The 13,522-nt window shown below is 44.3% G+C and carries 11 protein-coding genes and 3 rRNA genes; 13 read left to right on the forward strand and 1 reads right to left on the reverse strand.

What is annotated here, in order from left to right; genetic code table 11:
* Positions 1–48: 48 nt before the first annotated feature.
* The 13 genes from MHH33_RS00155 (at position 49) to rsmI (ending at position 13,121) form a co-directional block, all read left to right on the forward strand.
* Entirely contained in the window at positions 49–309 is a 261-nt protein-coding gene (locus tag MHH33_RS00155; protein WP_016428967.1) for a pro-sigmaK processing inhibitor BofA family protein, read from the forward strand.
* Between the two features lie 307 nt (positions 310–616).
* Positions 617–2,171 (forward strand): 16S ribosomal RNA (locus MHH33_RS00160).
* Positions 2,172–2,373: 202 nt separating this feature from the next.
* A 23S ribosomal RNA gene (locus tag MHH33_RS00165) occupies positions 2,374–5,305 on the forward strand.
* A 64-nt stretch (positions 5,306–5,369) separates the two neighbouring features.
* Positions 5,370–5,485: ribosomal RNA gene (rrf, locus tag MHH33_RS00170) — 5S ribosomal RNA — on the forward strand.
* The 16S, 23S and 5S rRNA genes sit together here, the layout of an rRNA operon.
* 917 nt (positions 5,486–6,402) lie before the next feature.
* Entirely contained in the window at positions 6,403–7,830 is a 1,428-nt protein-coding gene (locus tag MHH33_RS00175) for an aminotransferase class I/II-fold pyridoxal phosphate-dependent enzyme (RefSeq protein ID WP_342542606.1), read from the forward strand.
* Positions 7,827–8,471, forward strand: a complete 645-nt coding sequence (gene tmk / locus MHH33_RS00180; RefSeq protein ID WP_016429976.1) for a dTMP kinase — start codon at positions 7,827–7,829, stop codon at positions 8,469–8,471. Before MHH33_RS00175 ends, tmk begins: the two co-directional genes overlap by 4 nt.
* 55 nt (positions 8,472–8,526) lie before the next feature.
* Complete coding sequence (locus tag MHH33_RS00185) at positions 8,527–8,856, forward strand: cyclic-di-AMP receptor (RefSeq protein ID WP_016429975.1); 330 nt, start codon at positions 8,527–8,529, stop codon at positions 8,854–8,856.
* A gap of 111 nt (positions 8,857–8,967) precedes the next feature.
* Positions 8,968–9,972 carry a DNA polymerase III subunit delta' gene (gene holB, locus MHH33_RS00190; RefSeq protein ID WP_016429974.1) on the forward strand — a complete coding sequence of 335 codons (1,005 nt, stop codon included), beginning with the start codon at positions 8,968–8,970 and terminating at the stop codon, positions 9,970–9,972.
* A complete protein-coding gene (locus MHH33_RS00195) occupies positions 9,965–10,780 on the forward strand; it encodes a stage 0 sporulation family protein (RefSeq protein WP_016429973.1) in 816 nt (271 codons plus the stop codon). The genes holB and MHH33_RS00195 overlap by 8 nt, the downstream gene beginning before the upstream one ends.
* Positions 10,781–10,805: 25 nt before the next feature.
* Complete coding sequence (gene yabA / locus MHH33_RS00200) at positions 10,806–11,171, forward strand: DNA replication initiation control protein YabA (RefSeq protein ID WP_016429972.1); 366 nt, start codon at positions 10,806–10,808, stop codon at positions 11,169–11,171.
* A gap of 63 nt (positions 11,172–11,234) precedes the next feature.
* Entirely contained in the window at positions 11,235–11,981 is a 747-nt protein-coding gene (locus tag MHH33_RS00205) for a tRNA1(Val) (adenine(37)-N6)-methyltransferase (RefSeq protein ID WP_016429971.1), read from the forward strand.
* The gene (locus MHH33_RS00210) at positions 11,968–12,240 is read left to right on the forward strand and encodes a GIY-YIG nuclease family protein (RefSeq protein ID WP_342542607.1); all 273 of its coding nucleotides are present in this window, start codon (positions 11,968–11,970) and stop codon (positions 12,238–12,240) included. Before MHH33_RS00205 ends, MHH33_RS00210 begins: the two co-directional genes overlap by 14 nt.
* The gene (gene rsmI, locus MHH33_RS00215; RefSeq protein ID WP_342542608.1) at positions 12,240–13,121 is read left to right on the forward strand and encodes a 16S rRNA (cytidine(1402)-2'-O)-methyltransferase; all 882 of its coding nucleotides are present in this window, start codon (positions 12,240–12,242) and stop codon (positions 13,119–13,121) included. Before MHH33_RS00210 ends, rsmI begins: the two co-directional genes overlap by 1 nt.
* A 39-nt stretch (positions 13,122–13,160) precedes the next feature.
* On the opposite strand, the gene MHH33_RS00220 is transcribed toward rsmI, so the two are convergent.
* Positions 13,161–13,439, reverse strand: coding sequence for an AbrB/MazE/SpoVT family DNA-binding domain-containing protein (locus MHH33_RS00220; protein ID WP_016429968.1), 279 nt, complete (start codon positions 13,437–13,439; stop codon positions 13,161–13,163).
* Between the last annotated feature and the right edge of the window lie 83 nt (positions 13,440–13,522).

Consider the following 13,522-nt stretch of genomic DNA (forward strand, 5'->3'; position numbering starts at 1 on the left):
CCTTCATATAGTTAGTTGATAACTTATATGAGAGGTGGGAGAAGCTCCATGAAGCTGACTCTTTATTTAATTGGTATAGCTGTACTTCTTTTTTTATTTTTAAACAAAGCATCAAAAGGACGAGTAATCGAAGCATTCTCTATTTGGTGGTTTAGAATTGCCTTTGCTTTTGTCATCTTGTTTGCAATCCACTTGATCGCAAGTCAATTTGGTCTTTTCATTCCCGTCAACATTGTATCTGGCTTATTGATTGCATTCCTTGGCGTTCCAGGAATAGCTAGTGTATTAACGATTTCTATATTCCTATAACTTTTTAAGAAATAGTGTTGACTTTTATAAGTCAGGCTGATATATTTATAAAGTTGCTGATTTGAAAGCGACAAAGTGAAAAAAGAATATCAAAACTTTTTGTTGACATAGCAAACAGGATTTGATAAGATATAAAAGTTGCCATTACAACAACGGCAAACAAATGAACCTTGAAAACTGAACAGCAAAACGTCAACAATAAAGCGGAACACACTTCGGTGTGGGAAGCAAAACTTGAACTTAATTGTTCATTTTAAAACGTCATTAATTTGACGCCAGCAACAAAGTCGAGCTAATCGACTCACCTATTATGGAGAGTTTGATCCTGGCTCAGGACGAACGCTGGCGGCGTGCCTAATACATGCAAGTCGAGCGGAATGATGAAGAAGCTTGCTTCTTCTGATTTTAGCGGCGGACGGGTGAGTAACACGTGGGCAACCTACCTTGTAGATTGGGATAACTCCGGGAAACCGGGGCTAATACCAAATAATCCATTTTGCTTCATGGCGAAATGTTGAAAGGCGGCTTCGGCTGTCACTACGAGATGGGCCCGCGGCGCATTAGCTAGTTGGTAGGGTAACGGCCTACCAAGGCGACGATGCGTAGCCGACCTGAGAGGGTGATCGGCCACACTGGGACTGAGACACGGCCCAGACTCCTACGGGAGGCAGCAGTAGGGAATCTTCCACAATGGACGAAAGTCTGATGGAGCAACGCCGCGTGAGTGAAGAAGGTTTTCGGATCGTAAAACTCTGTTGTAAGGGAAGAACACGTACGAGAGTAACTGCTCGTACCTTGACGGTACCTTATTAGAAAGCCACGGCTAACTACGTGCCAGCAGCCGCGGTAATACGTAGGTGGCAAGCGTTGTCCGGAATTATTGGGCGTAAAGCGCGCGCAGGCGGTCCTTTAAGTCTGATGTGAAAGCCCACGGCTCAACCGTGGAGGGTCATTGGAAACTGGGGGACTTGAGTACAGAAGAGGAAAGCGGAATTCCAAGTGTAGCGGTGAAATGCGTAGAGATTTGGAGGAACACCAGTGGCGAAGGCGGCTTTCTGGTCTGTAACTGACGCTGAGGCGCGAAAGCGTGGGGAGCAAACAGGATTAGATACCCTGGTAGTCCACGCCGTAAACGATGAGTGCTAAGTGTTAGGGGGTTTCCGCCCCTTAGTGCTGCAGCTAACGCATTAAGCACTCCGCCTGGGGAGTACGGCCGCAAGGCTGAAACTCAAAGGAATTGACGGGGGCCCGCACAAGCGGTGGAGCATGTGGTTTAATTCGAAGCAACGCGAAGAACCTTACCAGGTCTTGACATCCCACTGACCGGTTTAGAGATAAGCCTTTCCCTTCGGGGACAGTGGTGACAGGTGGTGCATGGTTGTCGTCAGCTCGTGTCGTGAGATGTTGGGTTAAGTCCCGCAACGAGCGCAACCCTTGATCTTAGTTGCCAGCATTCAGTTGGGCACTCTAAGGTGACTGCCGGTGACAAACCGGAGGAAGGTGGGGATGACGTCAAATCATCATGCCCCTTATGACCTGGGCTACACACGTGCTACAATGGACGATACAAAGGGCTGCAAACCCGCGAGGGGGAGCCAATCCCATAAAATCGTTCTCAGTTCGGATTGTAGGCTGCAACTCGCCTACATGAAGCCGGAATCGCTAGTAATCGCGGATCAGCATGCCGCGGTGAATACGTTCCCGGGCCTTGTACACACCGCCCGTCACACCACGAGAGTTTGTAACACCCGAAGTCGGTGAGGTAACCTTTTAGGAGCCAGCCGCCGAAGGTGGGACAGATGATTGGGGTGAAGTCGTAACAAGGTAGCCGTATCGGAAGGTGCGGCTGGATCACCTCCTTTCTAAGGATAATTACGGAATATAGACCTTGGGTCTATAAGTTGACGTTTTGCGTTCAGTTTTGAAGGTTCATCTTCTTTATAGAAGACGATACTTTCAAAACTTGTTCTTTGAAAACTGGATAAAACGACATTGAAAGCAATAAACATTCAAGTAATTCAACATACAACTTCGGTTGTATGCGTAAGAACTTTTTAACTTTTAGGTTAAGTTAATAAGGGCGCACGGTGAATGCCTTGGCACTAGGAGCCGATGAAGGACGGTACTAACACCGATATGCTTCGGGGAGCTGTAAGTAAGCTTTGATCCGGAGATTTCCGAATGGGGAAACCCACTGTTTTTAATAGAGCAGTACGTTTGCGTGAATACATAGCGCATCCGTGGCACACCCAGGGAACTGAAACATCTAAGTACCTGGAGGAAGAGAAAGAAATTCGATTCCCTGAGTAGCGGCGAGCGAAACGGGAAGAGCCCAAACCAAGAAGCTTGCTTCTTGGGGTTGTAGGACACTCAATACGGAGTTACAAAGGAACGAGTTAGACGAAGCGATCTGGAAAGGTCCGCCGCAGCAGGTAAAAGCCCTGTAGTCGAAAGTTCGTTCTCTCCTGAGTGGATCCTGAGTACGGCGGAACACGTGAAATTCCGTCGGAATCTGGGAGGACCATCTCCCAAGGCTAAATACTACCTAGTGACCGATAGTGAACCAGTACCGTGAGGGAAAGGTGAAAAGCACCCCGGAAGGGGAGTGAAAGAGATCCTGAAACCGTGTGCCTACAAGTAGTTAGAGCCCGTTAATGGGTGATAGCGTGCCTTTTGTAGAATGAACCGGCGAGTTACGATTGCATGCAAGGTTAAGCTGAGAAGGCGGAGCCGCAGCGAAAGCGAGTCTGAATAGGGCGATAGAGTATGTAGTTGTAGACCCGAAACCAGGTGATCTACCCATGTCCAGGGTGAAGGTAAGGTAACACTTACTGGAGGCCCGAACCCACGCACGTTGAAAAGTGCGGGGATGAGGTGTGGGTAGCGGAGAAATTCCAATCGAACCTGGAGATAGCTGGTTCTCTCCGAAATAGCTTTAGGGCTAGCCTCAATTTTGAGAATCCTGGAGGTAGAGCACTGTTTGGACTAGGGGCCCATCCCGGGTTACCGAATTCAGACAAACTCCGAATGCCAGAGATTTATAATTGGGAGTCAGACTGCGAGTGATAAGATCCGTAGTCAAGAGGGAAACAGCCCAGACCACCAGCTAAGGTCCCCAAGTAATTGTTAAGTGGAAAAGGATGTGGCGTTGCTTAGACAACCAGGATGTTGGCTTAGAAGCAGCCATCATTTAAAGAGTGCGTAATAGCTCACTGGTCGAGTGACGCTGCGCCGAAAATGTATCGGGGCTAAACAATTCACCGAAGCTGTGGATGGATTCCGTATGGAATCCGTGGTAGGAGAGCGTTCTAAGGGCGTTGAAGCTAGACCGGAAGGACTGGTGGAGCGCTTAGAAGTGAGAATGCCGGTATGAGTAGCGAAAGACGGGTGAGAATCCCGTCCACCGAATGACTAAGGTTTCCTGAGGAAGGCTCGTCCGCTCAGGGTTAGTCGGGACCTAAGCCGAGGCCGATAGGCGTAGGCGATGGACAACAGGTTGATATTCCTGTACCACCACTCCACCGTTTGAGTAATGGGGGGACGCAGAAGGATAGGGTAAGCGTACTGTTGGTTATGTACGTTCAAGCAGTAAGGCGTGGAATGAGGCAAATCCCGTTCCTATAACGTTGAGCTGTGATGACAAGGACCATTAGGTCTGAGTTCCTGATTTCACACTGCCAAGAAAAGCCTCTAACGAGGTGGAAGGTGCCCGTACCGCAAACCGACACAGGTAGTCGAGGAGAGAATCCTAAGGTGAGCGAGAGAACTCTCGTTAAGGAACTCGGCAAAATGACCCCGTAACTTCGGGAGAAGGGGTGCTCTATTAGGGTGTTAAAGCCCGAGAGAGCCGCAGTGAATAGGCCCAGGCGACTGTTTAGCAAAAACACAGGTCTCTGCAAAACCGTAAGGTGACGTATAGGGGCTGACGCCTGCCCGGTGCTGGAAGGTTAAGAGGAGTGCTTAGCGCAAGCGAAGGTGCGAATTGAAGCCCCAGTAAACGGCGGCCGTAACTATAACGGTCCTAAGGTAGCGAAATTCCTTGTCGGGTAAGTTCCGACCCGCACGAAAGGCGTAACGATCTGGGCACTGTCTCAACGAGAGACTCGGTGAAATTATAGTACCTGTGAAGATGCAGGTTACCCGCGACAGGACGGAAAGACCCCGTGGAGCTTTACTGTAGCCTGATATTGAATTTTGGTACAACTTGTACAGGATAGGTAGGAGCCTGAGATTCCGGAGCGCCAGCTTCGGAGGAGGCGTCGGTGGGATACTACCCTGGTTGTATTGAACTTCTAACCCTTGCCCCTTAGCGGGGCAGGAGACAGTGTCAGGCGGGCAGTTTGACTGGGGCGGTCGCCTCCTAAAGTGTAACGGAGGCGCCCAAAGGTTCCCTCAGAATGGTTGGAAATCATTCGTAGAGTGTAAAGGCAGAAGGGAGCTTGACTGCGAGACCTACAAGTCGAGCAGGGTCGAAAGACGGGCTTAGTGATCCGGTGGTTCCGCATGGAAGGGCCATCGCTCAACGGATAAAAGCTACCCCGGGGATAACAGGCTTATCTCCCCCAAGAGTCCACATCGACGGGGAGGTTTGGCACCTCGATGTCGGCTCATCGCATCCTGGGGCTGTAGTCGGTCCCAAGGGTTGGGCTGTTCGCCCATTAAAGCGGTACGCGAGCTGGGTTCAGAACGTCGTGAGACAGTTCGGTCCCTATCCGTCGTGGGCGTAGGAAATTTGAGAGGAGCTGTCCTTAGTACGAGAGGACCGGGATGGACACACCGCTGGTGTACCAGTTGTTCTGCCAAGAGCATCGCTGGGTAGCTATGTGTGGCCGGGATAAGTGCTGAAAGCATCTAAGCATGAAGCCCCCCTCAAGATGAGATTTCCCATTACGCAAGTAAGTAAGATCCCTCAAAGACGATGAGGTAGATAGGTTCGAGGTGGAAGCGCGGTGACGTGTGCAGCTGACGAATACTAATCGATCGAGGACTTAACCAAAATGAATTTGAATGGTTTTCAATGACCCGTTTATCCAGTTTTGAGTGAACAAACACTCAAATAGTCTAGTGATAATGGCAAAGAGGTCACACCCGTTCCCATACCGAACACGGAAGTTAAGCTCTTTAGCGCCGATGGTAGTTGGGGGTTTCCCCCTGTGAGAGTAGGACGTCGCTAGGCAAAATAAGAAACCGATACCTTTCGAGGTGTCGGTTTTTTTGTGTTGTTTTTTAAGCTTAGTACGAAGGTGTGCGAGAGAGAGGAGGAACAAAGAGTTCGAGGAAACAAAGGGATGAGACTCGGAGCGTATAATATACGCGAGACTCGAAGACCTGCGGTTGACGAAGAAATCTGCCGTGCATCGTCTTTCGCAGCCTAGCACCGATGGTAGTTGGGGACACCCCCTGTGAGAGTAGGACGTCGCTAGGCAAAATAAGAAACCGATACCTTCCGAGGTATCGGTTTTTTTTATGTTCTTTTTTAAACAGGAATCGAAGGTGTGCGAGAAAGAGGAGGAACAAAGAGTTCGAGGAAACAAAGGGATGAGACTCGGAGCGTATAATATACGCGAGACTCGAAGACCTGCGGTTGACGAAGAAATCTGCCGTGCATCGTCTTTCGCAGCCTAGCGCCGATGATAGTTGGGGGCGCCCTCTGTGAGAGTAGGACGTCGCTAGGCAAAATAAGAAACCGATACCTTCCGAGGTGTCGGTTTTTTTGTGTTGTATTCAATGGTTTGAACAGGAGCGCAGCGAAAACAGAACTAATAGGGGGTTAAGAGTAATGGAAACCAAATTCTTAAATTAGGATCCATGACGCTGACTCTTCATGAATCTTTTCTGTTGGTGGAAGGTTTATATTATGGGAAGTAGGATTGAACGGGTGAATTGATTCAACAAGTCAACTTACCAGTGAGATGAGTTTGAACGAGAAATACTTCAATCTGAGCGATAAATTATCAATCGCATATATAAAAAGAGATATTTTGTTTCAGTGGTCAACTTAACTTGGTGTATGAGATAACAGTGCAATGGCCGTCGGTGATTGTCCATCTTGTTGTATAATAAAGCTATATGAAAAATTGTGAGGGATTAGATATGAAGGAACGTCCAATAGTAGAAGCGATGCAACGTTTTTATGAAAATCAAAATAGCTCGTTTCATGTTCCTGGACATAAACATGGGGCATTGTCCGAATTGCCGCGTGCTTTTAAAGATGTAATGAGGTTTGATTACACAGAGCTCAGTGGACTTGATGATTATCATCATCCGGAAGAAGTCATCGCGGAGGCACAAGATTTATTGGCAAAAACCTACGGAGCGCAACATAGTTATTTTCTGGTGAATGGCTCTACCGTGGGAAATTTGGCGATGGTGTATGCAACTTGTGGGGTAGGAGATCGAGTACTGGTGCAAAGGAATGCTCACAAGTCGGTATTCCATGCACTTGAGCTGGTAGGTGCACAACCCGTGTTTTTAACACCTCAATGGGATGAGGCTACCTATACGCCATCACACGTCAGCTTTTCTACTGTAGCTGCGGCTATCGACTATTATCCAGATGCAAAAGCAATTATTTTAACTCACCCCACTTATTATGGCGTGACGAATTCTGAAATGATTGAAACCATTCAGTTGGCGCATGAACACGGAATTCCCGTCCTAGTTGACGAAGCACATGGGGCGCATTTTATTGGAAAAGGCAAATTTCCGATGTCCGCAATTGAAATGGGCGCAGATGTGGTTGTACAGTCCGCTCATAAAACACTGCCGGCATTGACCATGGGTTCATTTCTTCATATCAACTCAAATCGAGTGGCAAATGATAGAGTGAATCGCTATTTGCGTATGCTTCAATCCAGCAGTCCCTCGTATCTATTACTCGCATCCTTGGATGATGCCCGACATTATATCGGAACGTATGCGCATGAAGATCATCAGCTGTTTATCAAGTCACGAAATCAGTTCGTGGATGGGTTAAAGACGATTCCTTCTCTTGAAGTTATTGAAGTTGATGATCCACTGAAGTTACTTTTACGGGTATCCCATTTGACTGGCTTCAGCTTGCAAAAACAATTGGAGCACCAGGGAATCTATGTAGAACTAGCGGACCCCGAGCAAGTTTTAATGATCTTGCCTTTATTAAAAGCTAGACATCACTTCCCGTTTGCAGAAATACGAAGGAAGATAAAATCTGCTGTTGAAAAATGTTCTAAACAGCAAAGAGATAAAGTGGAAATTGATTATTCGCATGATATAGAAGCGCTATCAACTTTAGCCGTTTCATATAAAGAGTTACAGACGGCAGAAAATGAATGGATTTCATTTACGAAAACTACCGGACGAATCTGTACGGGAATGGTTATTCCGTATCCACCCGGTATTCCTTTGTTTGTTCGTGGGGAGAAAATTACAACTAATAAATTGAAAATGCTTGCAGATTATTTAGCGAGTGGTGCAACGATTCAAGGTGAGCATGATTTGAGCCGAAAACAGTTGCTTGTCTTGAAGGAGGAAAAAGAATGAACAACCAAGGATTTTTTATTACAATTGAGGGACCAGAAGGTGCAGGAAAAACAACTGTGATGGGTGATGTTGTTGCACAATTAACGAATGAGGGATACGAGATTGTATCAACACGTGAGCCGGGTGGTATCCGCATATCAGAACATATACGTGAAGTCATATTAAATAACGATTACACGGAGATGGATGGCCGTACAGAAGCACTATTGTATGCCGCGGCGAGAAGACAACACTTGGTGGAAAAAATCACGCCTGCATTAAATGAAAATAAAATCGTTTTATGTGATCGATTTATTGATGCATCTCTTGCTTACCAAGGTCACGCCCGCGGGTTGGGAATTGACGAAGTACTTTCCATCAATGAGTTTGCAATTGGCAAGTTAATGCCCAACCTAACATTATTATTTGATTTGGAACCTTCATTGGGTCTAAAAAGGATTGCAAAGCATGATGAAAGGGAAAAGAATAGACTAGATGCTGAAAATTTGGCATTTCATGAAGCAGTAAGAGAAGGTTACCAGGAAGTCGTCAAACGATATCCAGAACGAATACATGTGGTGGATGCTTCCAAATCACAGGAAGAAGTAACGGAATACGTACTGAATGTTCTGAAAAATTATCTTGCTTCACGTATGAAATGAATAAACTTTTCATGTTATAATAGTAGGAAGAACTTCTGGAAAAGGGGCCGAGTTGATGAAGCTTATAGTGGCTGTGGTGCAAGATCAAGATAGTAACCGTTTATCAAACGCACTTACGAAAGGTGACTTTCGTGCAACCAAATTAGCAAGTACTGGTGGTTTTTTACGATCAGGAAATACGACGTTTTTAATCGGTACCGATGACGAATTAATTCCGAAAGCACTTGATTTAATCCGTGATAATTGTCGTTCTCGTGAGCAGATGGTTGCTCCGGTATCGCCAATGGGCGGTAATGCTGACTCATACATTCCTTATCCAGTAGAAGTTGAAGTAGGTGGCGCAACAGTATTTGTGCTTCCGATTGAACAGTTCCATCATTTTTAAATTTTAGTACTGCATTTATGAATCAATTTTATTTAGCTACACACGAAAAATCCCGTGTTTTCCGGATGTCCGGAGCACGGGTTTTTTCAAAAAGAAAGGGTGAGCAACTTCATGGATGCAAACCAAAAAGATGTCAGACAGTTACAGCCAGTTGTAATGAAACAACTCCAAACGGTTTTTCAGAAAAATCGTGTTGCTCATGCGTATCTTTTTGAAGGAGCAAAAGGAACTGGCAAAGTAGCGGTCATGCGCGCTTTTGTGAAATTATTATTATGTGAACAACCCGTACAAAATGTTTCATGTGAAACGTGCCGAGGGTGCAGAAGATTTGAATCTGGCAACCATCCTAACTTTATTCAAATTGAGCCGGATGGACAAGATATCAAAAAAGATCAAATGCTCCAGTTGATATATGAGATGAATAAAACAGGCCTTGAAGCTGGCCGTAAAATATATGTGCTCCACAGGGCAGATCGCTTAAACGCATCTGCTGCGAATACATTGCTCAAATTTTTAGAAGAACCTGAAGGTCTAATTACAGCGATTTTGTTAACGGAAAAACCACATGCGATTTTACCGACAATTCGATCGCGTAGTCAAATTATTTCTTTCCCTGCTATTCCTTATGAAGAACGGGTGAAAGTACTGATAGATCAAGGCTTGACTGCGTCTATGGCGGCAACTGTTTCCATGTTGACGAATGATTTGGAAGAATCTTCACAATTGGCAAAAGATGAGCAGTTTGCACAGGTTCGAAAAACAGTGTTAAAATTGGTTGAGGCAGTCGAATCTAATGTACATGAAGCGATGTTGACCGTACATGAAGATTGGTTACCTTTGTTAAAAGAAAAAGAAGAAACAGAACAGGCATTGGATTTGCTTTTATTCGCATACCGCGATTTAGTATCAGTCAAGGCCAAAAGTGATTCAGCTTACGCGTATCCAGATTTTTTGCCCTTTTATCAACGACGTGCCCTTCATACTACGTATGAGCACTTGTCCAATAAAATAGAGGCCATATTAAAAGCGAAGCAACAACTGCATCGCAATATGAATCGGACGCTGTTAATGGAACAGTTAATGCTGAATCTTCAGGAGGGGTTTTCGTTTGTATAACGTGGTAGGTGTCCGCTTTAAGAAAGCGGGTAAAATATATTATTTTGATCCAGCTGATTTTCCTTTAGAAAAAGATCAGTATGTTATAGTTGAGACAGCTAGAGGGGTAGAATACGGGAAGGTCGTCGTTCCTGTAAAGCAAGTTGAAGAACACGATGTGGTTTTGCCACTTAAGCAAGTTGTACGTCCGGCTGATGAGCGTGATCGCCATCAAGTGGAAGAGAACCAACTTGAATCGCAACAGGCATTTGAGCTTGGAACAGAGAAGATTGTTGAACACACGCTGGATATGAAGCTGGTCGATGTAGAGTATACATTTGATCGAAATAAAATAATTTTTTATTTCACGGCTGAAGGTCGAGTGGACTTCCGTGATTTGGTGAAAGATTTAGCTTCTGTTTTCAGAACTCGAATCGAGTTACGTCAAATCGGGGTTCGAGACGAAGCAAAAATGCTTGGTGGAATCGGACCATGTGGTCGTATGTTGTGCTGTTCTACATTTTTAGGTGATTTTGAACCTGTTTCAATCAAAATGGCCAAAGATCAAAACCTTTCTCTAAACCCATCAAAAATTTCGGGTTTATGTGGTCGATTGATGTGCTGTTTGAAATACGAAAATGATGAGTATGAAACAGCAAAAGAGTTAATGCCCGATATGGGTGCGCGAATTTCCACACCTGATGGCAAAGGAAAAGTCGTCGGAATTAATTTGCTGGAACGCGTGATGCAAGTTGAATTAGCTGAGCAACAACGTGTGCTTGACTATACATTAGAAGAAATTCAACAATATGCAGAAAACCAAGTGTAATGGACTGAACAACGAGGTGATGTACGTGAAAGATCGTAATTTTTTGGATACGGTCATGGAGTTTGAACAGCAACTGGAATCTTTGCAAGGGCAGTTCCATGCACTTAAAGAGTTCGTGGCATTGATGATGGAAGAACATCAGTCTTTGCAGCAAGAAAACTTCCTTCTTCGAACGCGACTGGATGAAATTCATGCAGCGGAAGAAGAAGTCCTGAAGCAGAACGAACTAAATGCAAAAAAATTAAGCCGGCTTGATATTGGAGAAGGTTACGATAACTTGGCACGATTATATCAAGAAGGATTCCATGTGTGTCATGTGCACTTTGGAAGCTCACGTAAAGGTGAAGATTGTTTATTTTGCCTTTCTTTTTTAAATAAACAAAACGGGTGATGAAAGACTGATTCCACTTATTCAAGTGGATGTCGGTCTTTTGTTATGTCGGAGGGTTAACCAATGGAAATCGACTTACAAGATGATGAAAGACTAGACTATTTGCTTGCAGAAGAACTACGGATTATTCAGAGTCCGTCCGTTTTTTCATTTTCACTCGATGCGGTCCTGCTTGCAAAATTTACGTATGTACCGATTAAACAAGGGTCTATCGTCGATTTGTGTTCAGGAAATGGCGTCATTCCTTTATTTTTAAGTGCACGGACGAAAGCCAAAATAACAGGTGTAGAATTACAGGAACGATTGGCTGATATGGCCAAGAGAAGCGTTAGTTATAATCAATTGAATGAACAAATTACTATTGTTGAAGGGGATGTAAAAACGATTCCAAAAGAGTTAGGAATTGAAAAGTATGATGTGGTGACGTGCAATCCTCCATATTTTCCTGCCCATGAAGCAAGTAATAAAAACTTGAAAGAGCATTTAGCGATAGCCCGTCATGAACTTTATTTAACGTTAGACGAAGCGGTTCAATCTGCAAGTCAGCTGTTAAAACAAGGTGGAAAAGCGGCATTTGTTCATCGACCTGGCAGATTGTTGGACATTGTTACGGCGATGAGAGCCAATCGACTGGAGCCGAAACGCATTCGCTTTGTTTATCCGAAAGAAGGCAAAGAAGCGAATACCTTGTTAATAGAAGGAATCAAAGATGGAAAACCTGATTTAAAAATTCTTCCCCCTTTATATGTGTACGATGAAAAAGGTGTATATACAGAAGAAGTGCGTGAGATGCTTTATGGAAAGAACTAATGAGCATGTTTTTTATGTATTGGAATGTGCTGATGGTTCCTATTATGCCGGCTATACCAACGATTTAACAAAACGTGTAAATGTTCATAATAGCGGCAAAGGCGCCAAGTATACCCGAGCAAGACGACCGGTCACTTGTATTTATCAGGAAGTATTCGAAACGAAACAACTGGCGATGAAAGCGGAGTATGCATTTAAACAATTAAAGAAAAGTGACAAAATAGATTATATGGCAAATGGAATGAGAGGTGAACAGTAATGCACGCACAAAAGAGTTTTTCAGGACAATCTTCTACTGGTATTTTATATTTGGTGGCGACACCTATTGGAAACTTGGAGGATATGACCGTTCGTGCGATTCGAATGATGAAAGAAGCGGATTATATTGCTGCGGAAGATACACGTAATACGAAAAAACTGTGTAACTACTTTGAAATTGATACACCGCTTATCAGCTACCATGAACATAACTTGGAATATGGTGGGGACAAACTTTTAGAGCTTCTGCGAAAAGGAAAGAATATTGCACTTGTTAGTGATGCCGGCTTACCGTGCATTTCAGATCCGGGAGCAGATATTGTGGCAAAGGCAGTAGCGGAGAATTTATCCGTGGTGCCAATTCCTGGTGCGAATGCTGCATTGAGTGCGTTAATATCATCTGGACTTTCCACTTTGTCATTTACTTTTTATGGTTTCCTTCCGAGGCAAAAGAAAGATCGGAAAGCTGCGCTTGAAGACCTTCAATATCACAAAGAAACGATGCTTTTTTATGAAGCTCCACATCGATTAAAGGAAACACTAAGAGATGCTCAACAAATACTGGGATCTTCGCGAAAAGTGGTCTTGGCTCGAGAAGTTACGAAGAAGTTCGAAGAGTTTGTAAGAGGAACTTTAGAAGAAGCAGTGGCTTGGGTAGAGAGTGAAGACGTGCGTGGAGAATTTGTATTGGTTATCGATGGTTCTAAAGAAGAAAATCCTGAAAAAATGGAAAAATGGTGGTTGAATTTATCCATAACTGAGCATGTTAACCATGTAATGGATAATCAAATGCTTTCTTCAAAAGAAGCCATTAAAGTCGTGGCCAAGGAAAGAGATTTACCAAAGCGGGATGTTTATCAGCAGTATCATATTGAAGCATAAAAAATCCGGAGTGACGTATTGTCGCTCCGGATTTTGAAATTATTTAGTAAGATTAGATTGAATTTCTTTTACCAATAAGTCTGCGCCTTCTGGGCTCAAGATCAGTTTTCCGCCTACTAAACGTAGGTTGTCATCTGATACTTCACCAGTAACAGCACATGTCATGTTTGGTAAATATTTTTTCAAGATGATTTTATCGTCATCCACGTAAATTTCCAATGCGTCTTTTTCAGCAATGCCTAATGTACGGCGAAGCTCTATTGGAATAACTACGCGTCCTAATTCATCAACTTTACGAACGATACCTGTAGATTTCATGAAAAGTACTCCTCCCGAATTATAAAAGTAATTCGTCAAATTTCGACATTTCTTTCTTGTCTGTTATTTATCATACCAACTCC

Source organism: Paenisporosarcina sp. FSL H8-0542 (genome assembly GCF_038632915.1).
In the GTDB taxonomy this organism is placed as follows: domain Bacteria; phylum Bacillota; class Bacilli; order Bacillales_A; family Planococcaceae; genus Paenisporosarcina.

Bases quoted from the DNA above. Each gene is read 5' to 3' on its own strand.
- MHH33_RS00155 (WP_016428967.1), top strand. From the start codon at position 49: ATGAAGCTGACTCTTTATTTAATTGGTATAGCTGTACTTCTTTTTTTA.
- MHH33_RS00175 (WP_342542606.1), top strand. From the start codon at position 6,403: ATGAAGGAACGTCCAATAGTAGAAGCGATGCAACGTTTTTATGAAAAT.
- tmk (WP_016429976.1), top strand. From the start codon at position 7,827: ATGAACAACCAAGGATTTTTTATTACAATTGAGGGACCAGAAGGTGCA.
- MHH33_RS00185 (WP_016429975.1), top strand. From the start codon at position 8,527: ATGAAGCTTATAGTGGCTGTGGTGCAAGATCAAGATAGTAACCGTTTA.
- holB (WP_016429974.1), top strand. From the start codon at position 8,968: ATGGATGCAAACCAAAAAGATGTCAGACAGTTACAGCCAGTTGTAATG.
- MHH33_RS00205 (WP_016429971.1), top strand. From the start codon at position 11,235: ATGGAAATCGACTTACAAGATGATGAAAGACTAGACTATTTGCTTGCA.
- MHH33_RS00210 (WP_342542607.1), top strand. From the start codon at position 11,968: ATGGAAAGAACTAATGAGCATGTTTTTTATGTATTGGAATGTGCTGAT.
- rsmI (WP_342542608.1), top strand. From the start codon at position 12,240: ATGCACGCACAAAAGAGTTTTTCAGGACAATCTTCTACTGGTATTTTA.
- MHH33_RS00220 (WP_016429968.1), bottom strand. From the start codon at position 13,439: ATGAAATCTACAGGTATCGTTCGTAAAGTTGATGAATTAGGACGCGTA.